The organism is Pseudosporangium ferrugineum (genome assembly GCF_003002065.1).
Lineage (GTDB): Bacteria > Actinomycetota > Actinomycetes > Mycobacteriales > Micromonosporaceae > Actinoplanes > Actinoplanes ferrugineus_A.
This window is the reverse complement of sequence record NZ_PVZG01000005.1, coordinates 116799-138270: the sequence shown is the minus strand read 5'-3', so window position 1 is coordinate 138270 and position 21472 is coordinate 116799. Positions and strand designations below refer to the sequence as shown.

The 21472-nt window shown below is 70.9% G+C and carries 22 protein-coding genes; 18 read left to right on the top strand and 4 right to left on the bottom strand.

Translation table 11 applies throughout. The features are described from left to right. Positions 1-323 precede the first annotated feature (323 nt). Together CLV70_RS12610 and CLV70_RS12600 are read left to right on the top strand one after the other, a co-directional pair. Entirely contained in the window at positions 324-1286 is a 963-nt protein-coding gene (locus tag CLV70_RS12610) for a heme o synthase (protein ID WP_425440145.1), read from the top strand. Between the two features lie 405 nt (positions 1287-1691). After that, positions 1692-1988, top strand: coding sequence for a hypothetical protein (locus CLV70_RS12600; protein WP_106126637.1), 297 nt, complete (start codon positions 1692-1694; stop codon positions 1986-1988). A gap of 869 nt (positions 1989-2857) precedes the next feature. On the opposite strand, the gene CLV70_RS12595 is transcribed toward CLV70_RS12600, so the two are convergent. Continuing rightward, positions 2858-3802 carry a COX15/CtaA family protein gene (locus CLV70_RS12595; protein ID WP_425440144.1) on the bottom strand — a complete coding sequence of 315 codons (945 nt, stop codon included), beginning with the start codon at positions 3800-3802 and terminating at the stop codon, positions 2858-2860. Between the two features lie 184 nt (positions 3803-3986). Between CLV70_RS12595 and CLV70_RS12590 the strand changes: the two genes are divergently transcribed. Genes CLV70_RS12590 through CLV70_RS12550 form a run of 9 tightly spaced genes read left to right on the top strand, consistent with a single transcriptional unit; the run spans position 3987 to position 11286 of the window. Further along, on the top strand, positions 3987-4694 hold the full coding sequence (locus CLV70_RS12590) for a helix-turn-helix transcriptional regulator (RefSeq protein WP_106126635.1): 708 nt from the start codon (positions 3987-3989) through the stop codon (positions 4692-4694). Beyond that, positions 4694-6115, top strand: a complete 1422-nt coding sequence (gene sufB, locus CLV70_RS12585) for a Fe-S cluster assembly protein SufB (protein ID WP_106126634.1) — start codon at positions 4694-4696, stop codon at positions 6113-6115. The genes CLV70_RS12590 and sufB overlap by 1 nt, the downstream gene beginning before the upstream one ends. A 60-nt stretch (positions 6116-6175) precedes the next feature. Continuing rightward, positions 6176-7309: a Fe-S cluster assembly protein SufD gene (gene sufD, locus CLV70_RS12580; RefSeq protein ID WP_106126633.1), complete on the top strand. Its 1134-nt coding sequence runs from the start codon at positions 6176-6178 to the stop codon at positions 7307-7309. A 3-nt stretch (positions 7310-7312) separates the two neighbouring features. After that, a complete protein-coding gene (locus CLV70_RS12575; protein WP_106126632.1) occupies positions 7313-7645 on the top strand; it encodes a non-heme iron oxygenase ferredoxin subunit in 333 nt (110 codons plus the stop codon). Continuing rightward, positions 7642-8400: a Fe-S cluster assembly ATPase SufC gene (gene sufC / locus CLV70_RS12570; RefSeq protein ID WP_106126631.1), complete on the top strand. Its 759-nt coding sequence runs from the start codon at positions 7642-7644 to the stop codon at positions 8398-8400. Before CLV70_RS12575 ends, sufC begins: the two co-directional genes overlap by 4 nt. Before the next feature lie 8 nt (positions 8401-8408). Continuing rightward, the gene (locus CLV70_RS12565) at positions 8409-9638 is read left to right on the top strand and encodes a cysteine desulfurase (protein WP_106126630.1); all 1230 of its coding nucleotides are present in this window, start codon (positions 8409-8411) and stop codon (positions 9636-9638) included. After that, entirely contained in the window at positions 9635-10084 is a 450-nt protein-coding gene (gene sufU, locus CLV70_RS12560; protein WP_106126924.1) for a Fe-S cluster assembly sulfur transfer protein SufU, read from the top strand. The genes CLV70_RS12565 and sufU overlap by 4 nt, the downstream gene beginning before the upstream one ends. Further along, positions 10081-10509, top strand: a complete 429-nt coding sequence (locus CLV70_RS12555; RefSeq protein ID WP_106126629.1) for a metal-sulfur cluster assembly factor — start codon at positions 10081-10083, stop codon at positions 10507-10509. The genes sufU and CLV70_RS12555 overlap by 4 nt, the downstream gene beginning before the upstream one ends. Positions 10510-10569: 60 nt before the next feature. Next, a complete protein-coding gene (locus CLV70_RS12550) occupies positions 10570-11286 on the top strand; it encodes a hypothetical protein (protein ID WP_106126628.1) in 717 nt (238 codons plus the stop codon). A gap of 10 nt (positions 11287-11296) precedes the next feature. Here the strand turns inward: CLV70_RS12550 and CLV70_RS12545 are convergent, their stop codons facing one another. Next, positions 11297-11980 (bottom strand): DNA alkylation repair protein, encoded by a 684-nt coding sequence (locus CLV70_RS12545; protein WP_106126923.1) that lies wholly within the window; start codon positions 11978-11980, stop codon positions 11297-11299. A gap of 31 nt (positions 11981-12011) precedes the next feature. Between CLV70_RS12545 and CLV70_RS12540 the strand changes: the two genes are divergently transcribed. Further along, on the top strand, positions 12012-12644 hold the full coding sequence (locus CLV70_RS12540; protein ID WP_106126627.1) for an acVLRF1 family peptidyl-tRNA hydrolase: 633 nt from the start codon (positions 12012-12014) through the stop codon (positions 12642-12644). Between the two features lie 33 nt (positions 12645-12677). After that, positions 12678-13367, top strand: a complete 690-nt coding sequence (locus CLV70_RS12535) for a histidine phosphatase family protein (protein ID WP_106126626.1) — start codon at positions 12678-12680, stop codon at positions 13365-13367. 88 nt (positions 13368-13455) lie between these two features. Here CLV70_RS12535 and CLV70_RS12530 read toward each other — a convergent pair whose 3' ends face one another. Continuing rightward, entirely contained in the window at positions 13456-14049 is a 594-nt protein-coding gene (locus CLV70_RS12530) for a LysE family transporter (RefSeq protein ID WP_106126625.1), read from the bottom strand. Between the two features lie 327 nt (positions 14050-14376). Here CLV70_RS12530 and CLV70_RS12525 point away from each other — a divergent pair, with 327 nt between their 5' ends. From CLV70_RS12525 to CLV70_RS12510, 4 genes are read left to right on the top strand one after another with little or no spacing between them, the layout of a single operon-like run. After that, positions 14377-16791: a nitric-oxide reductase large subunit gene (locus CLV70_RS12525; protein WP_211303751.1), complete on the top strand. Its 2415-nt coding sequence runs from the start codon at positions 14377-14379 to the stop codon at positions 16789-16791. Next, entirely contained in the window at positions 16788-17450 is a 663-nt protein-coding gene (locus tag CLV70_RS12520) for a hypothetical protein (protein WP_211303750.1), read from the top strand. Before CLV70_RS12525 ends, CLV70_RS12520 begins: the two co-directional genes overlap by 4 nt. Further along, on the top strand, positions 17447-18262 hold the full coding sequence (locus tag CLV70_RS12515; protein ID WP_245908192.1) for a slipin family protein: 816 nt from the start codon (positions 17447-17449) through the stop codon (positions 18260-18262). Before CLV70_RS12520 ends, CLV70_RS12515 begins: the two co-directional genes overlap by 4 nt. Further along, entirely contained in the window at positions 18252-18542 is a 291-nt protein-coding gene (locus CLV70_RS12510) for a hypothetical protein (RefSeq protein WP_106126623.1), read from the top strand. The genes CLV70_RS12515 and CLV70_RS12510 overlap by 11 nt, the downstream gene beginning before the upstream one ends. A 77-nt stretch (positions 18543-18619) precedes the next feature. Here the strand turns inward: CLV70_RS12510 and ypfJ are convergent, their stop codons facing one another. After that, a complete protein-coding gene (ypfJ, locus tag CLV70_RS12505; protein WP_106126622.1) occupies positions 18620-19537 on the bottom strand; it encodes a KPN_02809 family neutral zinc metallopeptidase in 918 nt (305 codons plus the stop codon). Between the two features lie 221 nt (positions 19538-19758). Between ypfJ and CLV70_RS12500 the strand changes: the two genes are divergently transcribed. Continuing rightward, entirely contained in the window at positions 19759-21363 is a 1605-nt protein-coding gene (locus CLV70_RS12500) for an ABC-F family ATP-binding cassette domain-containing protein (RefSeq protein ID WP_106126621.1), read from the top strand. The last annotated feature ends 109 nt before the right edge of the window (positions 21364-21472 follow it).

Sequence of the window (21472 nt, the reverse complement as noted above, 5' to 3'; positions counted from 1 at the left end):
CGGACGGTGTCGACCGCCCGGCGGTCGAGGTCGGACCAGTTCAAATCGTCTTTGGCAGCCACGTCGGTCGTTCTCCTCGGGCATGGTGTAGGAACCCTTTTGAGTTGACCCTATCCAGTCGCGGTAAACCACCGCCTCGGGAACGCCCCAGGCCCATACGCTGAGAGCGGACATCCGGGGCCCGGCCTGTGATGCCCTGCACCCCCGACGGGTCGACCGAGCAGCGCCCCGGGCTGCGCGTAGGCTGTCCCAACGTGCCAGGCCGGTCCCCACCGGCATCGGCGCTGAAATACGCCCTCGCCGATGCCGGAAGGTGGCTGTCCGTGAGCATGATCACCGAGCGTCCCGCCCAGGGGCGGTCGCCGGGTCTCCGGGAGGCGGCGCCGCGGACGGCGGCCCCCACCCGTGCCCGTCGCGACGTCCGCGCTGTTCTCCGGGCGTACGTCTCGCTGACCAAGCCGCAGATCGTCGAGCTTCTGCTGGTCACCACCATCCCGGCGATGATGTTCGCCGCGGGCGGCTGGCCGGACCTGGGCCTGATGGCGGTCGTGCTGATCGGCGGCTCGCTGGCGGCGGGCGCGGCGAGCGCCCTGAACTGCTACATCGACCGCGACATCGACCAGCTGATGCGCCGCACCAAGCGCCGCCCGCTGCCGACGCACAGCCTCACCCCGCGCTCGGTCCTGGTCTTCGGGCTGACCCTGTCGGTGATCTCGCTCGTGCTCATGGCGGCGTTCACCAACTGGCTGGCGACCGCGCTCACCGCCGCGGCGATCGTCTACTACGACGTCGTCTACACGCTCTGGCTCAAGCGCCGCACCCCGCAGAACACCTTCTGGGGCGGCATCTGCGGGGCGGCCCCGGTGCTGATCGCGTGGGCCGCGGTGACCGGCACGGTGGCCCCGATCGGCTGGGCGCTGTTCGCAGTCGTCTTCTTCTGGCAGATGCCGCACTTCTACCCGCTCGCCATCAAATACAAGGACGACTACGCCCGCGCCGGCATCCCGATGCTGCCCGTGGTCCGCTCGGCCCGCCGGGTGAACACCGAGATCGTCGTCTTCACCGCGCTGACCGTGGTGGCGTCGCTGGCGGCCTGGCCGCTGGGCATGGGTCCGATCTACGGCATCACGGCGGTCGTGTCGGGCGCGGTGTTCCTCGTCGAGGCCCTGCGGCTGGTCGGCCGCTCCCGCCGCGGCGAGCCGCTGAAGGCCATGCGCCTGTTCCACTGGTCGATCACGTACCTGACGATCCTCTTCATCGCGGTCGCGGTCGACGCGCTCATCTGACGGCCGCCGGTCGCTGGCTGTCGGTCGCCGGTCGCCGGTCGCTGGCCGCTGACTGTCGGCCGCCGGTCGCTGGCCGCCGGTCGCCGGTCGCCGGTCGCTGGCCGCTGACTGTCGGCCGCCGGTCGCTGTCGGCTGCTGGCTGTCGGCTGCCGGCCCGCTTCGCGCATCGCACACAGCGTCCGATTCCATTGAGTGACGCCATTGCGGAACGTCGCACACAATGCCCGTTTCCCCGGCCCTTCCGGTGACGCTGCGTCACTCGATCGATGGAATGCGTGCGCGGGGATAAAACGGACTGTATCGGGGCATAACTATGCTTCCGACGGCTAAACCCGCAGGTAATTGGCATCACAAAACCCGCCGCGGGTTAGTTGCTCGCGGCGAAAGTCTGCCTACTCTTCCCCCATGGCAGAAGGTTCCGATACGACACTGACCGCGGACATCCGGTCGTTCGCCGTCGGCCACGGCGGCGCGAAAGCGGTCATCGAGTACGTCGGCAAGCGCGGCGCCCGCATCGTCCTGGTGGGCGAGGACGGCGAGTGGACGGACCAGTTCGCCGCCGCCGGCACGGACGTGGCCCGCAAGGCCTGCGAAACAGCGGGCGTCCAGGTGGAGAACGAATGGGAGCGCGAGCTCATGGAGCAGATGCGACCCAGCAACGACCTTTGGCGATCAATGTCCCGCCGCAGCATGGCGAGGTAACCCACAGACTCCAGCGGCCCGGGCGATCGTCCGGGCCGCTCTCATGTCAGCTCCCGTCGAGGCCGTGTCTGGTGTCGGGCCAGGAGCGCGGGTCAAGAGCTGATGTCGTAGCTGGGTGGGTGGCACTGACCGTCACTCCCGTCGAGGCCGGGCGCGGAGAGCCAGTCGCCCGGGGGCTCCTGAGCGGCCCTCCGCACCCTTCATTCTGCGTGAGTGGCTGAGCTCGACCCCGAACCCCCGAGGCACCTCGCGGAAGCGGCATGCGATCGGCCGGGCCCAGGTCCCTCCCGGGGTGGCTGAGCCCGACCCTGAGCCCCCGGCGCGCCTCGCGGAATCGATCTGCGATCGGCTGGGCCCGCAGCCCTCCCGGCCGGTGCGCGCCGGCCTTACGCCTGCGGATGAGCGCGGCGCACACGCTCCATTACCGGGGGCGTATGGCTGGCTGTCGGCTGAGGGTGCGTCATCCACCGCGAGGGCGTGCAGGCCGACGCCGCTGAGTCGCCGGGCGCGCCGGGCCGGGAGTGGGTTCAAGGACCAGGGCGTGAGCGGGTTCAGGCGGCCGTGGCGTGAGCGGGTTCAGGGGACCGGGGCGTGAGTGGGCTCGGCGGCCAGGGCGGGGGCGGCCGGGGCGGGAGCGTGTTCAGGCGGTCGGGGCGGGAGTGGGATTGGGCGGCCGTGGCGTTAGTGGGCTCGGGGGACCGGGCCGGGAGCGGGTTTGGGCGGCCGGGGCGGGAGTGACGGTCAGGGCCATCCACCCAGCTACGGCACCAGCTCTTGCGCCGCAGCTTCTCGCACTGCTCGTCGGCGAGACGTTCCATCAGCGCCGCGCTCCTGGGTCGACACAAGACACGGCCGGGGCGGGGGTGGGTTCAGGGGACCGGGGCGGGGGGGGGGGGGGCGGCCGGCTCGGGGAGGGCCGGGTGTGCGTCGGCGGGGGGTGCCGGGGTGGGGCGGTCGCGGAGGCGCCAGAGGAGATTGAGGGTGGCTACCCAGACCAGGCAGGCGCCGAGCATGTGGGCCGCCACCAGGATCACCGGCAGGTGGGTGAAGTACTGGACGAAGCCGATCAGGCCCTGGGCCAGTTCCACCAGGACGAACACGGCCGCCGCGCGGATCGCCGGGGCCGGGGCGCCGGCCGCGCGGAGGGCGAACCACAGCGCCACCGAGAGGCCGATCAGCAGGAAGACCAGGTCCGCGTGGGCCTGGGAGATGGTCGTCGGGTCGAGGCCGTTGCGCTTGGCCTGCTCGTCGCCGGCGTGCGGGCCGCTGCCGGTCACGATCACGCCCACCACGATCACCGCCGCGCTCACCAGGGTGGTCAGGGCGGCCAGGTGGCGCAGCGGGGTGGCGACCAGCCGGCGTACGGGAGCGTCGCCCTCGCCGGTGCGCTGCCAGAGGGCCCAGGTCGCGGTGATCAGCGCCATCGAGAGCAGGAAGTGCAGGCCGACCACCCACGGGTTGAGGTCGGTCAGCACCGTGATGCCGCCGATCACGCCCTGGCCCGGGATGCCGAGGCCGGCCGCGAGGGACAGCAGCACCAGCGAGCGGCGGCGGGGCTTCTGCAGCAGCGCCGCGACGAAGGTGGCGAGCGCGATCAGGCCGAGGGCGATGCCGAGCAGCCGGTTGCCGAACTCGATGACGCCGTGGACGCCCATCTCGTGGGTGGTCGTGTAGGACGCGTCGGTGCATTTCGGCCAGGTGGGGCAGCCGAGCCCCGAACCGGTCAGCCGGACCGCGGCACCCGTGACGACCAGGCCGACGTTGGCGATCAGGGAGGCCAGGGCCAGGCGGCGCAACAGGGTGCTCTTGCTCACCTCCGGCATCGTACGCCCGGTTTCGACGGCGATTCCGGGCCGTCCGTGGCGCGGTGTCCTGGATCACCGGGTGGGCGGTTTGCAGGGACGGAACGAAATACGTAACGTTGCCGTAGTGAAATACGGAGTGCTGTCGAGGAGCAGTCAGGTGGCCGATGCGGCCGCCGGCCCTCGCACTGCCCCCGTGCCCTCCTCCGACGGCAAGGCCACTGACGGCAGGGTCGCTGACGGGCGTACCCGGGACCGGGTTGCGCAGTTGCTTCTCGAGCGTGGCGCGGCCACCGCGGCCGAGCTCGGCGCTCAGCTCGGGTTGAGCCCCGCCGCGATCCGCAAGCATCTCGACGCGATGCTGGCCGACCAGCTCGTCGAGGTCCGCGAGACGCCGCGCCGCGGCCCGCGCGGCCGTGGCCGCCCGGCCAAGGCGTTCGTGCTCACCGCCGCCGCCCGCGAGGGCTTCCCGCACTTCTACGACGGCATCGCCACCGCGGCGCTGCGCTGGATCGCCGAGCACGGCGGTGCGCAGGCCGTCGACGCGTTCGCCGCCGCTCAGGTCTCCGCGCTCGAGGAGCGCTGCCGGACGGCGATGCTCGAGGCCGGCGACGACCCGATCGCACGGGCGGAGGCGCTCGCCGAGGCGCTCACCGCCGAGGGCTACGCTGCCAACGCGACCACGATCGCGTCCGGCGGGCAGCTGTGCCAGCACCACTGCCCGGTGGCCCACGTGGCCGCCGAGTTCCCCCAGCTGTGCGACGCCGAGACCGCGGTCATCTCGCGGCTCATCGGCACCCACGTGCAGCGCCTCGCCACCATCGCGCACGGCGACGGGGTGTGCACCACGCACATCCCGGCTCCCCAGTGCGTACCCGTCGCAACCACGGTTAGGAACGGATAATGACCGACCAGATCGTCACTCAGGAAGAGCACCTGGCCGCTCTGGGCAAGTACGAGTACGGCTGGGCCGACGCCGACGTCGCGGGCGCCGCCGCGCAGCGCGGCTTGTCCGAGGCCGTGGTGCGCGACATCTCCGCGAAGAAGAACGAGCCGCAGTGGATGCTCGACCTTCGCCTCAAGGGCCTGCGCCTGTTCGACCGCAAGCCCATGCCGAACTGGGGCGCCGACCTCACCGGCATCGACTTCCAGAACATCAAGTATTTCGTGCGCTCCACCGAGAAGCAGGCCGCCAGCTGGGAGGACCTGCCCGAGGACATCAAGGCGACGTACGACCGGCTGGGCATCCCCGAGGCGGAGAAGCAGCGCCTCGTGGCCGGCGTCGCGGCGCAGTACGAGTCCGAGGTCGTCTACCACAAGATCCGTGAGGACCTGGAGGAGCAGGGTGTCGTCTTCCTCGACACCGACACCGCCCTCAAGGAGCACGAGGACATCTTCAAGGAGTACTTCGGCACGGTGATCCCGGTCGGCGACAACAAGTTCGCCGCGCTGAACACCTCCGTGTGGTCCGGCGGCTCGTTCATCTACGTGCCGAAGGGCGTGCACGTGGAGATCCCGCTGCAGGCGTACTTCCGGATCAACACCGAGAACATGGGCCAGTTCGAGCGGACCCTGATCATCGTCGACGAGGGCGCGTACGTGCACTACGTCGAGGGCTGCACCGCGCCGATCTACTCGTCCGACTCGCTGCACAGCGCGGTCGTCGAGATCATCGTCAAGAAGAACGCCCGCTGCCGGTACACGACCATCCAGAACTGGTCGAACAACGTCTACAACCTGGTCACCAAGCGCGCCACCTGCGAGGAGGGCGCGACCATGGAGTGGATCGACGGCAACATCGGCTCCAAGGTGACGATGAAGTACCCGGCCGTCTACATGACCGGCCCGCACGCCAAGGGCGAGGTACTCAGCGTCGCGATGGCCGGCGAGGGCCAGCACCAGGACGCCGGCGCCAAGATGGTGCACGCGGCGCCGTACACGTCCTCGACGATCGTCAGCAAGTCGATCGCCCGGGGTGGCGGCCGCACGTCGTACCGCGGCCTGGTGCAGGTCATGGACGGCTCGCACCACAGCGCCAGCACGGTCAAGTGCGACGCGCTGCTGGTCGACACGATCTCGCGCTCGGACACGTACCCGTACGTCGACATCCGCGAGGACGACGTCAACATGGGCCACGAGGCGACCGTCTCCAAGGTCAGCGAGGACCAGCTCTTCTACCTGATGAGCCGGGGCCTGACCGAGGACGAGGCCATGGCGATGATCGTGCGCGGCTTCATCGAGCCCATCGCCAAGGAGCTCCCGATGGAGTACGCCCTCGAGCTGAACCGCCTCATCGAGCTCCAGATGGAAGGGGCCGTCGGCTGACGCCTCCTTGCCCTGGGCCCGCTGGTAACGCTAAAAGAGACGATTGAGATTTAGGACGAGATGACTACCGAGGCCATGGCCCCGCCGAGCACCAAGTCGCAGGTGCTGCGCTCCTTCGACGTCACCGACTTCCCGGCCGTCAACGGCCTGGAGGAGGAGTGGCGCTTCACCCCGGTCAAGCGGCTGGGCTCGCTGATCACGGCGGCCTCGCTGTCCGGTGCGGCGCCCGGGTACGCCCCCGGCGACCTGCCGGCGGGCGTCTCGGTGACCCAGGTCGACGCCGGCAAGGTCGACGCCGTGCTCACGCCGTTCGACCGGATCAGTGCCCTGGCGTACGGGTCCGCGGCGGCGGTCACGCTGATCGACGTGGCGGCCGAGACGGTGTCCGACACCGCGGCCGTGATCCAGGTCGTGGGGCAGGGTGCCGAGGCCGCGGCGGCGCGCACGTACGTGCGGGTGGGCAACTTCGCCAAGGTCACGATCGTGCTGGAGCAGACCGGCACGGCGACGCTGGCCGACAACATCGAGGTCGTCCTCGGCGACAGCGCCCAGCTGACCTTCGTCACGGTCGCCGAGTGGGACGCCGGCTCGGTCCAGGCGCAGCACGTCAAGTTCAAGGTCGGCAAGGACTCGCGGATCCAGCACGTGCAGGTCGCCCTCGGCGGTGACCTGGTGCGCCAGTTCACGAGCGTCGAGTACGCCGGCCGTGGCGGCGACGCCGAGCTCTGGGGCCTGTACTTCGCCGACGCCGGCCAGCACCTCGAGCACCGCCAGCTGGTCGACCACAGCGTGCCGGACTGCCGCAGCTACGTCGGCTACCGCGGCGCGCTGCAGGGGGCGTCCGCGCACACCGTCTGGGTCGGCGACGTGCTCATCCGGGCGGCGGCGACCGGCACGGAGACGTACGAGATCAACCGCAACCTGGTGCTGACCGACGGCGCCCGGGCCGACTCGGTGCCCAACCTCGAGATCGAGACCGGCGAGGTCGCCGGCGCGGGCCACGCCAGCGCCACCGGCCGGTTCGACGACGAGCAGCTGTTCTACCTGATGGCCCGCGGTATCCCCGAGTTCGAGGCGCGCAAGCTGGTGGTCCGCGGCTTCTTCGCCGAGCTGGTCAACAAGATCCCGGTCGAGGGGCTGCGCGAGCGCCTGGGCGACGCCATCGAGGCCCGGCTGGCGAAGGCGGGGGCCTGAGCCATGACGTTCGAGCTTGTCGGGCCGGCCGCCGACGTGGCGAAGGGCACGGCGGTCTCCGTCGAGGTGGACGGCGTCGACGTCGCGGTCGTGCATGCGGACGACGACAACTTCTACGCCGTACGCGACGAGTGCAGCCACGCGTCGGTCGCGCTCTCCGAGGGCGAGGTCGAGGGCTGCATGATCGAGTGCTGGCTGCACGGCTCCCGCTTCGACCTGCGTACCGGTGAGCCCTCCGGCCTGCCCGCCACCGAGCCGGTGGCGACCTTCCCCGTCGAGATCCGCGACGGCGACATCTACGTTTCGACGACACCGAGTAATGGAGTAGAGCCGTGAGCACCCTGGAGATCCACGACCTGCAGGTTTCGGTCAAGCTGCCCGAGGGCGACCTGAAGCCGATCCTGGCCGGGGTCGACCTCACCGTCAAGGCGGGCGAGACGCACGCCATCATGGGCCCGAACGGCTCCGGCAAGTCCACCCTGGCCTACTCCATCGCCGGCCACCCCAAGTACGAGATCACTGGCGGCACGGTGACCCTCGACGGCGACGACGTGCTGGCGATGAGTGTGGACGAGCGCGCCCGCGCCGGCCTGTTCCTGGCGATGCAGTACCCGGTCGAGGTTCCCGGCGTGTCGGTGGCGAACTTCCTGCGTACGGCGAAGACCGCGATCGACGGCGAGGCGCCGAAGCTGCGCACCTGGGCCGGCGAGCTGCGCGGCGCCATGGAGAAGCTCCAGATGGACCCGTCGTTCGCCCAGCGCAACGTCAACGAGGGCTTCTCCGGCGGTGAGAAGAAGCGGCACGAGATCATGCAGCTCGAGCTGCTGAAGCCGAAGGTGGCGATCCTCGACGAGACCGACTCCGGCCTCGACATCGACGCGCTGCGCGTGGTCAGCGAGGGCGTCAACCGGGTCCGCGAGACCGGCGACACCGGCCTGCTGCTGATCACCCACTACACCCGCATCCTGCGCTACATCAAGCCGGACTTCGTGCACGTCTTCGTGGCCGGCCGGATCGTCGAGGAGGGTGGCCCCGAGCTCGCCGAACAGCTCGAGGCCGAGGGATACGAGCGCTTCCTGACTCGCGCCTAGGAGATCACATGACCCTCGACGTCGCGGCGGTCCGCGCGGACTTCCCGATCCTGAGCCGGCAGATCAACGGGCATCCGCTGGTCTACCTGGACAGCGCCAACACCTCGCAGAAGCCGCGCCAGGTGATCGACGCCATGCGCGACCACCAGGAGCGGCACAACGGCAACGTGTCGCGCTCGGTGCACACCCTGGGCACCGAGTCCACGACCGCGTACGAGGCGGCCCGCGCGAAGGTCGCCGCGTTCATCGGCGCGCCCTCGCCCGACGAGGTGGTCTTCACCAAGAACTCCACCGAGGCGATCAACCTGGTCGCGTGGACGGCGGCGGAGTTCCTGTCGCTGGGACCGGGCGACGAGATCGTCGTGTCGGAGATGGAGCACCACTCGAACCTGGTCCCGTGGCAGCTGCTGTGCCGGCGCACCGGTGCGACCCTGCGCTGGTTCGGGGTCACCGACGACGGCCGGCTCGACGAGTCCGAGCTGGCCACGCTCGTCAACGAGCGCACCAGGCTGGTCTCGATCGTGCACATGTCCAACATCCTGGGCACGATCAACGACCCCTCGCGGATCGTCGCCCGGGCCCGCGAGGTCGGCGCGCTGGTGATGCTGGACTGCTCCCAGTCCGTGCCGCACTTCCCGGTGGACGTGACCGCCCTCGGCGCGGACTTCATCGCGTTCACCGGCCACAAGATGCTCGGGCCGACCGGCATCGGCGTGCTCTGGGGGCGTACGGCGCTGCTCCAGGCGATGCCGCCGTTCCTGGCGGGCGGTTCGACGATCGAGACGGTCACCATGGGCGGCACGACGTTCGCGCCGCCCCCCGCCCGGTTCGAGGGCGGCACCCCGCCGATCACCGAGGCCATCGGCCTGGGCGCGGCGGTCGACTACCTGACGGCCCTGGGCATGGAGAACGTGCACCGCCACGAGCAGGAGATCACCGCGTACGCGTTGAAGGCGCTCGCGGACGTCCCCGGCGTGCGCATCTTCGGCCCGGGCACGCCCGAGGGCCGCGGCGGCACGGTGTCGTTCGAGGTCGACGGGATCCATCCGCACGACGTCGGGCAGATTCTCGACGGTCTCGGTGTTGAGGTGCGAGTGGGTCACCACTGCGCGCGCCCGGTGTGCGCGCGGTTCGGGGTTCCGGCGATGACCCGGGCCTCGTTCTACCTCTACACGACGACGGACGAGATCGACGCCCTGGCGCGCGGTCTGGAGCAGGTGCGGAAGGTGTTCGCCTGATGGTCGATCAGCTGTACCAGGAGATCATCCTGGACCACTACAAGCATCCGCACGGGCGCGGCCTGCGCGACCCGTACCAGGGCGAGGCGCACCACGTGAACCCCACGTGCGGCGACGAGATCACCGTCCGGGTCACCGGCGACCTCTCGGACATCTCGTACGACGGCGTCGGCTGCTCGATCAGCCAGGCCTCGGCGTCGGTGCTGCACGAGCTGCTCAGCGGCCGTACGCCGGCCGAGGCGTTCGCGGTGCACGAGGCGTTCGTGGACCTGATGCAGGGCCGCGGCCAGGTCGAACCGGACGAGGAAGTGCTCGGCGACGGCATCGCGTTCGCCGGGGTGGCGAAGTACCCGGCCCGGGTGAAATGTGCGCTGCTGCCGTGGATGGCGTTCAAGGACGCCGCGGTACGCGCCGGTGTGGGCGTGAGCCCGGAGGTGACGGCATGACCGACAAGACTGTGGAAGAGACCGCTGAGGTGGCGGTGACCGAGGCGCCCGTGGCGGTGACCGAGGCGCCCGTGGCGGCGGCCGAGGGCGGGACCGTGTCCAAGGCCAGCATCGCCGACATCGAGGAGGCGATGAAGGACGTCGTCGACCCGGAGCTCGGCATCAACGTGGTCGACCTCGGCCTCGTCTACGACGCCCACGTCGACGACGACAACGTGGCCACCCTCGACATGACACTGACGTCGGCGGCCTGCCCGCTGACCGACGTGATCGAGGACCAGACCCGCCAGGCGCTCACCGTGGGGCCGGGCGGCGGCCTGGTGAAGGACTTCCGGATCAACTGGGTGTGGCTCCCGCCGTGGGGCCCCGACAAGATCACCGACGACGGCCGGGAACAGCTCCGCGCCCTCGGCTTCAACGTCTGACCGCAGCCTCCGAGCCGCCGCGTCCCGTCCGAGGGGCGCGGCGGTTTATTCTCGGCGGTCATGGGTTACGCGGGGAGCATCCGGCCGGTCATCGACCGGGTCTACGTGGGTACGCGGGCGAGCGGTCGCGACCGTGTGCTCGCCGTCTACGCCGAGCGGGGCCTCACGCCCGGCTTCGAGAGCAGCTTCTACTTCGGACTGCTGGCCCGCCCGATGCCGGCCGCGAGCTTCGCGGCGGCGACCGTCTACGGCGGCGGGGACATGAGCGCGGAGCTCCGGCAGGGCATCGCCGAGGTCGACGCCGACGGGACGTGGCGGCTCACCGATCGGGGCCGGACCGTGGCCGGGGCCGTGCAGCGGGTGCTCGGCGAGGTCGCGGCGGAGCGCTGGGCCCCCGGCCCGCCCCTGGACTCGGTGCTGCCCGGTCCGCCGGCGGTGCCCCGCCTCGCCGACCTGGTGGGGCGCCTGCTGGAGGCGGGACAGGCCACCGGTGGTGCCGCCTTCCGGGCGATGGCGCCGGTGTACGAGCCCGCGGACGCCTCGCCGGAGCTGCGCCTGATGACCCGGCTGGGCGCGCTGCGGCACCACCGGGCCGATGCCCACCGCGCGGCGTGGCGGGCGGCGGGCCTGACCGCGGCGCAGGTGAGCGCGCTGCCCGCCGGCCCGCGCCGCCGGGCCGTCGAGGACGACACCGACCGCCGCGACGAGCCGATCTACCGGGTCCTCGACGCCGGGGAGCGGATCGAACTGCTGGCCGGGCTCGGCGCCCTCCCGTGAGAGCCGTGCCTCACAGGTGCTTGCTCGCCTCCCGGACCGACAACGGCGACAGGATGTGGCGGTGCCCGGCGAGGTACGCCCGCACCGCCCCGGGGTCCGTGCGCGCGTACTGCCGCAGCGCCCACCCGATCGCCTTGCGCACGAAGAAGTCCCGATGCCCCGCCTGCCGGGTGCAGTAGCCGAACAGCCGGTCGGTGTCCGTGTCCTCCCCGTAGTGCAGCTGGTGCAAGAGCGCCGTCCGCACCACCCACAGGTTCTCGTCGGCGGCCCACGCGTCCATCTCCGCGCGCAGGCCGGGATGCCGGGCGACGAGGCCGCCGACGAACCGGGTCGCCAGCGGGTCGACCGTGTCCCACCAGGACTTCGTGGTGACCAGGACGCGCGCCGTCGACAGGAATCCCGGGCCGGGCACTGCCACGTACCTGCGCAGCCAGTCGCACGCGAAGTACTGGTATTCGCGCTCCTCCAGCTCCCAGCAGGCCAGCACCACGTCGCGCAGGTCGTCCTCGTCCGGCGCCGGAAGCCCGTCGACGACGGCCCGGCCGAGGGCCCGCTGCGCCGGCGCCGGCAGGCCGATGAACGGGAACTGGTCGCGCATGTACGCCTCGGCGTGCCAGGCCCGTTCCGGGTCGCGGGCGGCCTCGAAGGAACGCACCAGCCGGTCGAGGACCTGGGCGGCGAGCGGTCGGGTCATGAGCCGGATCATGCCACCGTAGGGTGAGGTCATGAGCGCACGACCGGCAGCCGGTGGGGGACGCTGGGTCGACGTGCCCCCGGAGCGCCTCACCCGCTGGGTGGAGAACTTCGGCTCGCGCCACGGCGGTCACACGATCCAGGGCCTGATGCTCACGGGTACGGACGGAGCCACGGCCGAGGTGCTCGCGCCTCCGGGCGTACCGGAGGTGGACGACCTCGACGGTTTGCGGGACCGGGCGATGACACCGCGCCGGATCGGGCTGCTCCTGGTCCGCAAGGGTGCCGTGGCGGCCGGGGTGGCCGAGGGCGCGACGCTCGTCGCCTCCAAGGTCGACACCCACTACGTGCAGGGCCGTACGGCCGCCGGAGGCTGGTCCCAGCAGCGGTTCGCCCGCCGGCGGGACAACCAGGCGAAGGCCGCCGCCGCCGACGCCGGTGCCATCGCCGGGCGGATCCTGCTGCCGCATGTGGCCACGCTCACGACGCTGGTCACCGGCGGCGACCGTACGGCGGTGGACACGGTCCTCGCCGCCCCGCACCTGGCGGCGCTCCTGCCGCTGCGCCACGAGCGTTTCCTCGACGTGCCGGAGCCGCGCCGGGCGGTTCTCGAGGACGCGGTGGCCCTTGCCCGCGCGGTCCGGATCCTCGTTCGCGACCCGTGAGCGCTTCCCGGCGTACCGGATAGGGTTGATTTTGTGGGTGCCGTCGCCGAACTCGTGCTGATCCGTCACGGCCAGAGTGCCTCGAACGTGGCCTTTCCGGAGGCCGATGCGGCCGGCCTGCTCGAGTCCGGGCTGACCGGCCGGGACGCCGACGTCGCGCTGACCGAGGTCGGCGCCGGGCAGGCCCGCGCGGTCGGCCGGTGGCTGGCCGGGCTGCCCGGGGGACGCCTGCCGGAGGTGGTGATCACCTCGCCGTATCTGCGTGCCCGCGAGACCTGGCGGATCGCCGCGGCGGCGTCGGGGCGCGAGCTGCCCGCGCCGCGCACCGACGACCGCCTGGTCGACCGGCTCCTCGGCGACCTGGAGATGCTGACCCGCGCGGCGATCGAGCAGCGGTTCCCGGACGAGCCCGGCCGCCTGGCCGCCGCGGGGGAGTACGGGTACCGGCCGCCGAACGGCGAGGCTTTCGAGGACATCGCCGCCCGCCTGACCACGTTCCTCGCCGACCTCGGGCGCGACCACGCCGGCCGGCGGGTGCTCGTGGTCGCGCACGACTCGGTGGTGCTGATGATGCGGGCGGTCATCGAGGAGCTGGACTGGGACGGGGTGGAGGCGGCGGCCGGCGCGGGCCCGGTCCGCAACGCGTCGATCACCCGCTTCGACGGCTCGTCCGGCCGGCTGGTCCTGGACGGCTACAACCTCGTCGACCACCTCGACGCCTGACGCCCGCCCTGCCGCCGCGGGCGGTCGCAGCTCGGAGCCTTCGCGGGAAGCTCTCGCGGAAACGGGAGATCTCAGCCGTCGGGAGCTTTCACGCCACGAGCGCGACCGCCAGGGCGGCGATGACGGCGCTCGAGACCAGGGCGGTGATCAGGCGGGCGCGCTCGCCGGTCAGGAAGCGGCCGACCAGCGAGCCGCTTCCGGCGATCAGCAGTTGCCAGCTCGCCGACGCGAGGAACGCACCGAGGACGAACCAGCCGCCGCCGCCCTCCCCGCCGCGCCCGAGCACGAGGGCCGCGAAGTAGACCACCGTCGCCGGGTTGAGCAGGGTGAGGCCCAGGATGCCGAGGTACGCCGCCGCCGGGGTGGTGCGGTCGGTGTCGCGTACGGTGGCGGGCCGGGCGAGGGCCGACCACGCGGTGTGGGCCGCCAGGAGCAGCAGGACCGCGGCGGCGGCCCAGCGCAGGGGAGCGGCGACCGGGGCGATGGCGCCGGCCAGTGCGGCGCCGCCGAGGACCGCGATCAGGGCGTACACCCCGTCGGCGGTGGCCGCCCCGAGGCCCGCGGCGGCGCCGACCCGCAGCGACGTACGGGCCGTGAGGCCCGCGATCAGGACGGCGATCGCGCCGACGGGCACGGCGACGCCGTAGCCGGCGACCACGCCGGCCAGGAACGCGCCCGTCATGACCCGGGTACGGGGACCGCCGGGCCGCCGGGCACACGCTGCTGTCGCCGGCCCGGAACGGGAGCGGCGGCGGCGGTCTGCTTCGGCGGGATCGGTGCGGTCACCCGGTCATGGTGGGGCGGGCCGCCACGACCGGGCAACGGATTTCCGGAGGTGGCCGGCAACGCGCCGCAATCAGCCGGGGCTCTCGCCGAGGCGTAAGAAATTGACCTTTTACCTCGAAAAGGTGCACTTTGCCCATTCCGGAGCGGCAGGCGTGCTGCGAAAGACACACTCCGGCTACTCGGCGTGGTCGAGTGTCATCTCAGCGGGATGGAAGGCCGAGAGTTGTCTGATCAGGTGCGGCAGGACTCCGAGCGGGCGGAGCTGAAGCTCTCCAAGGGATGGGTGCAAGGCGTCGCCCTGGTGATGGTCTTCGGGTTCTTCGTCATGGGCATGTTGGCCCTGCGGACCTACACCGATTCGATGCCGCTGCCGCAAAGGGTGGTCGGTCCCGGCGGCCAGGTGCTGTATACCGGGGCGGATGTGACGGCCGGGCAGCAGACCTTCCTGCGCCGGGGGTTGCAGCAGTACGGCTCCGTGATGGGGCACGGCGGCTACCTCGGGCCGGACTACACCGCTGAGTATCTGCGTATCTCGGCCGACCACATCAAGGGTCAGCTGGCCGGCTCGGGGCAGCAGGAGCCTTCCGAGGCCGCCAAGCGGATGCTCCGTGAGAATCGTTACGACGCGGCCACGGGCGACCTGGTGTTCACCGCCGAGCAGGTGTCGGCGTTCGAGGACGCGACCCGGCACTATGCCACGTTCTTCGGCACCGACAGCACCAAGTTCGGGCTGATTCCGCAGGTGATCACCGATCCCCGGGAGATCCGCGAACTGACCGCGTTCTTCTCGTGGACGGCGTGGGCGAGCGCCGCGGAACGTCCCGGGCACGACTATTCCTATACCAACAACTGGCCGCCGGAGCCTCGGGTCGACAACACCCCGACCGCCGACATCGTGGTCTGGTCGGGCCTGTCGCTGACCGCTCTGCTGGTCGGCCTGGGTGCGCTGTTCGCGCTGTACGGGCGGTGGAGCCGCACGATCGGCTGGCATGCGTCCGAGCAGCCGGCCCTGGCGTTCCGCCAGCCCGGCGAGGTGCGCATCACCAAGGCGCAGAAGGTGACCGCGTGGTTCTTCTTCGTCGTGGCCGCCCTGTTCCTGGTCCAGGCGTTGCTCGGTGGCGCCATCGAGCACTATCGCGCGGACCTGAGCACTTTCTTCGGCATCGACCTGGCGCGGGTGTTGCCGTTCAACCTGGCGCGCACCTGGCACGTGCAGCTGTCGCTGTTCTGGACGGCGGCGGCCTTCCTCGCGGCCGGCATCTTCCTGACGCCGATCATCGCCGGGCGGGAGCCTCGCCGGCAGCACTGGCTGGCCTGGGGGCTGCTCGGCGCGCTGGTGGTCGTGGTCGTCGGTTCGCTCAGCGGCGAGGCGATCAGCACCTTCGGCGCCGGCTGGGCGAAGGGGTCGATCTTCTTCGACCAGCAGTGGGAGTATCTCGACCTGCCGAAATTCTGGCAGGCCCTGCTGGTGGTCGGACTCTTCCTGTGGATCGCGATCATCTATCGCGGCATCCGCTCGCGGTTGCGAACCGAGCACAAGCTCAACATGCCGTGGTTGTTCCTGTACTCCGGCCTGGCGATCCCGGCGTTCTACGCGGTCGGCATGCTGGCGTCGACCGGTAGCCACCTGACCGTCGCGGAATTCTGGCGGTTCTGGGTCGTCCACCTCTGGGTGGAGGACTTCCTGGAGTTGTTCACCACGGTGATGGTGGCCTACATCTTCGTGATGCTGGGCGTGGTGCGGCGACGGATCGCCATCCACCTCATCTTCCTCGACGTGATCCTCTACTCCGCGGGCGGCGTGATCGGAACCATGCACCACCTGTACTTCTCCGGCACGCCGGTGGAGCACATGGCGCTCGGCGCGTTCTTCTCCGCCCTGGAGGTGATCCCGCTGACGTTCCTGACCGTTGAGGCGTGGACGTTCCTGCAACTGGGTGCCCGGCAGCAGACCCGCAGCAGCGCGCCGTTCCCGCATCGCTGGGCGGTGATGTTCCTGGTGGCTGTGGGCTTCTGGAACTTCGTCGGCGCCGGCGTCTTCGGCTTCCTGATCAACCTGCCGATCGTGTCCTACTACCAGATCGGCACGGCGCTGACCGCCAACCACGCACACGGCGCCATGATGGGCGTCTACGGCATGCTCGCGGTCGGTCTGGCGCTCTTCGCGCTGCGGTACATAGTCCCGGCGGCGAAGTGGCCGGACAAGCTGGCGAAGCTCTCCTTCTGGTCGCTGAACATCGGCCTGGCCTGGATGGTGTTCGTGACCCTGCTCCCGCTGGGCATCCTGCAGCTGTGGCATTCGGTCAACGACGGATACTTCGAGGCCCGCACCCTGAACTACCTCACGGAGCCCGGCAACGCCCTGCTCGAGTGGATGCGCATGCCGGGCGACCTCATCCTGATCATCGGCGGTGTGCTGCCGTTCCTGTGGATCGCCTATCTCGGCATCCGGCACGGCATCAAGCCGACGGCGACCGAGTTGCCCGCGGAGACGCTCTACGTCGAGGAGACCGCCGAGGCGGCCCAGGACCGTACGGGCCTTCCGGTGATGGCCGGCACGTCACCCGCGACGGGCGAGACTCCCGCGGCGCGGAGCCGCTACACCTCCGACCGCCGCGAGGAGGGGGAAGGCCGGTGATCCACTTCTCGGCCTCCGCGGTGGCGGCGGAGGTGTGGCTGGCGGCGGCGTACTGCCTGACGCTCGTGGGACTCGCGTATGTGATCGACGGGCTGGCGCGCCGCGCGGCGGCCGTCTCCGAGGGTGGTCTGTCCGGCGGCTTCGTCTACCACTCCGACCATGACGCGTGGCAGTGCCCGCAGGACCAGTGGCTCTGGCCCCGGTCCTTCGACGCGCAGAACCGGGTGATGCGCTACCGCGCCACCCCGTCCGTATGCAACGCCTGCCCGGTCAGGGACACCTGCACGACCTCCCCGTCCGGCCGCGAGGTCCAGCGGGCGGTCGACTCGTGGCCGGCTTCCGAGTCGGCGCGCTTCTACCGCGGTCTCGCCTGCACCGTGGTGGCGTTCGGACTGGTGTGGCCGGTCGGCACCGCTCTCACCGGGCCCGGCTCCGACTCGCTGCTGGTCCTCTGCGTGGCGGTGATCGCGGCGCTGCTGCTGAGCCTGCCGCTCTGGTCACATCTGCGCCGCACTCCGGTGTTCATCCCGGAGGGTGTGGTCCACCGCTCACTCGACGATGCCGTCGCCGAGCGTGAGGCCGCCGCTTCGGAGCTGACGCGGCGGCGTTCGAGCTACGGGTCCGACCGGCGCGGGCCGGGGCCGGAGGCGGCAAGGTGATCGCCGCGATCACCGTCGCCCTGCTGCTGCTCGTCGTGGCCGTCGCGTCGATGCGGGTGCTCAAGGAGTACGAGCGAGGCGTGGCGTTCCGGCTGGGGCGGTTGCGGGAGCCGCTGGGACCCGGCGTCCGGCTGCTGCTGCCCGGCGTCGACAAACTCATCCGGGTGGACCTGCGGGTCGTCACCCTGACCATCCCGCCGCAGGAGGTGATCACCCGCGACAACGTGCCGGCCCGGGTCAACGCCGTCGTGCTGTTCCGCGTGACCGACCCGGTGAAGTCCGTGATGTCGGTGGAGAACCACGCGGTCGCCACGTCCCAGATCGCCCAGACCACGCTCCGGTCCGTCGTCGGCCGCGCGGACCTCGACACGCTGCTCGCCCACCGCGCCGACCTGAACGAGGACCTCGCGAAGTCGATCGCCGCCATGACGCAACCATGGGGCGTCGAGGTCGAGGTCGTGGAGATCAAGGATGTCGAGATCCCCGAGGCGATGCAACGGGCGATGGCCCGCGAGGCCGAGGCCGAGCGGGAGCGGCGGGCGAAGGTGATCAACGCTCGTGGTGAGCTGCAGGCCTCGGCGGAGTTGCGCGACGCGGCGAAGACCCTCAGCGAGAGCCCGGCCAGCCTCCAGCTCCGTTACCTGCAGACCCTGCTCGAACTCGGCGCCGACCACAACTCCACCGTGGTCTTTCCCCTGCCCATCGACATCATCGGCCCCTTCCTCGACGCCGTCCGCGGCACAGCCGCGCCCGGCATCAACGGCACCTCACCGGTGATCCGGGCCGCGGAAAGGACTCCCCATGACCACTGACCCCGACCTGGACCCGGGCCCCGGGGAAGGCCGCCCGATCCAGCTGACCCCGGTCCCGCCGGGCGTGTGGCTGGTCATCCTCGGCAGCGGGGTAGCAGTTCTGGCACCGCTCTTCGGATTTCTCATCGGCTCGCTGCTCGGTACCGGGAACAGGGCCCTCGGCATGAGCCCGATCTTCCTGTTCCTCTTCCTCGGTTTCCTCGTCGCGGGCGGCGGACTCGGTCTCGCGCTCCTGGGCGTACGCCGCATTCTCCGCGACCGGAGAACGATCACGGACTGAGCAGGGGCCGTGTCCCTCCGTCCCGCGAGTCGGCGGCTTCGGTGACACGGCTCCCGCCGCTTCCCTGCCCGGCCGGGTCAGGACACCGCACCGGCGGCGAAGGTGTCGCAGCTCTTCGGGGAGCCGCTCTTGTAGCCGGTGCTGAACCACTCCTGGCGCTGGGCGCTGGTGCCGTGGGTGAACTCGGCCGGGTTGATCGAGCCGCCGCTGCGCTGCTGGAGGGTGTCGTCGCCGATCTTGCTGGCGGTGTCGAGCCCCTCCTGGATGTCCTGCTCGGTGATGCTCTTGAAGATCTTCTGGCCGCCGACGTCGGTGCCGGTCGCGTTCTTGGCCCACACGCCCGCGTAGCAGTCCGCCTGCAGCTCGAGCTTGACCGACAGCTTGTTCTCCTGGCTCGGGTCGCGCTGCTGCTCGCGGCGCATCGCCGCCTCGGTACCGGAGATGTCCTGGATGTGGTGGCCGTACTCGTGCGCGAGCACGTACGGCTGGGCGAACTCGCCCGGCGCGCCGAGCTGGTCGGCGAGCAGCTTGTAGAACGTCAGGTCGATGTAGACGAGGTCGTCGGCCGGGCAGTAGAACGGGCCCACACCGGAGTCCGCCGCACCGCACTTGGTCTGCACCCGGTTGGCGAAGAACACGGTCTTGGCCGGCTTGTACGGGTCGCCGAAGTTCTGCGGGTACGCGTCCGCCCAGTAGTCCTGGATCGAGTTGACGAACAGCGCGTTGCGGCAGTCGAGCTGCTTGATCGCGTCCGCCTGGGAGCACTCCTGCTGCAGCGACGTGTTGTCGCCGGCCTGGGGCTCGCCGCCGCCCCCGGACAGCCCGTTGATGCCGAAGTAGCCGCCGACCAGTGCGATCAGCACGGTCACGATGATGCCGGTCAGGCCGCCTCCGCCGATGGGCAGGCCGCCGATGCCGCCGCCACCGCCCCCGCCGGAGGAACGCTGGTCGTCGATCTGGCTCGTGTCGATCCTGGCGTTCTCGTTGAGTTCCATCTGTCCTCCCGGGCACGGGGCCCGCGCGCTCGGCACGTGTGTGGGGCGTGTACCCGATGATCTTCCCGGTTAATCGGGTGGGAGGTCGCCGGGGGCGCCCGGTACAATCGTCGGGTGCTGCTCTGCGAAGGCTGACTGCCCCGCGCCCGGCCGGGTGTTCCACGGCCGGCGCCTCCGTGTGCCCTGAGCCAGCCTTCTTCCCGAGAGCGAGACGTCTCCCCATGATTACCGCCACCGGACTCGAACTTCGCGCCGGCGCCCGGATCCTGCTGTCCCCGACCACGCTGCGCGTGCAGCCCGGCGACCGGATCGGCCTGGTCGGCCGCAACGGTGCGGGCAAGACGACCACCCTGAAGGTCCTCGCCGGCGAGGGGCAGCCCTATGCCGGAGAGCTCAGCCGCACCAGCGAGGTCGGCTACCTGCCGCAGGACCCCCGTACGGGCGACCTGAACGTCACCGCCCGGGACAGGGTGCTCTCCGCGCGGGGCCTCGACACGCTGCTCGCCGAGATGCAGAAGCTCGAGGTGAAGCTGGAGGAGAGCGCCGACGAGAAGCTGATCCGGCGCTACGGCCAGCTCGAGGACCAGTTCGCCAGCCTCGGCGGGTACGCGGCCGAGGCCGAGGCCGCGCGCATCTGTGCCAACCTGGGCCTGCCCGACCGGGCGCTGGCCCAGACGATCGGCACGCTCTCCGGCGGTCAGCGCCGCCGCATCGAGCTGGCGCGCATCCTCTTCGCCAACTCCGGCCAGAACGGCAAGGGCATCCTGCTGCTGGACGAGCCGACCAACCACCTCGACGCCGACTCCATCACCTGGCTCCGCGGCTACATGGCCCAGCACAAGGGCGGCCTCATCGTGATCAGCCACGACGTGTCGCTGCTCGAGGCGGCCGTCAACAAGGTCTGGTATCTCGACGCCAACCGCTCGGTGATCGACGTCTACAACGTGGGCTGGAAGACGTACCTGGAGCAGCGCGAGACCGACGAGCGCCGGCGGCGCCGCGAGCGCGCCAACGCGGAGAAGAAGGCGGGCGCCCTGATGGCGCAGGCCGACAAGATGCGCGCCAAGGCCACCAAGACGGTCGCCGCGCAGAACATGGCCCGCCGCGCCGAGAAGCTGCTCAGCGGGCTGGAGGAGGCGCGCGTCTCGGACCGGGTGGCCAAGGTGCGGTTCCCGAGCCCGGCGCCCTGCGGCAAGACGCCCCTGACGGCGGTCGGCCTGTCGAAGTCGTACGGTTCGCTGGAGATCTTCGCCGACGTCGACGTGGCGGTCGACCGGGGTTCCCGGGTCGCCATCCTGGGCCTGAACGGCGCCGGCAAGACCACGCTGCTGCGCATCCTCGGCGGCCTGCTCGACTCCGACACCGGCGAGGTGCGGCCGGGGCACGGCCTGCGGCTGGGCTACTACGCCCAGGAGCACGAGACCCTGGACGTGGATCGCACCATCCTCGAGCACATGCGCAGCGCCGCGGCCGAGCAGACCGACACCGAGCTGCGGAAGATCCTCGGCGCGTTCCTGTTCTCCGGCGACGACGTGGACAAGCCCGCGGGCGTGCTCTCCGGCGGTGAGAAGACCCGGCTGGCCCTGGCCACGCTGGTCTGCTCCGGCGCCAACGTGCTGCTGCTGGACGAGCCGACGAACAACCTCGACCCGATCAGCCGCGAGCAGGTGCTGGACGCGATCGCCAACTACCCGGGCGCCATCGTGCTGGTCACCCACGACGCGGGTGCGGTGCAGGCGCTGAAGCCCGACCGGGCCATCCTGCTGCCCGACGGCGACGAGGACGCGTGGAGCGACGACCTCCTGGAGCTCGTCGAGCTGGCGTGATCAACGTCGCTTGATCGGGGATCATGGGCATCGTCAGTTGTCAACTGGTGCCCACACAGACAGTGCGACATCTGCGCGTCCCGGCTTGCGCTGACGGTCCCGGCGGGTG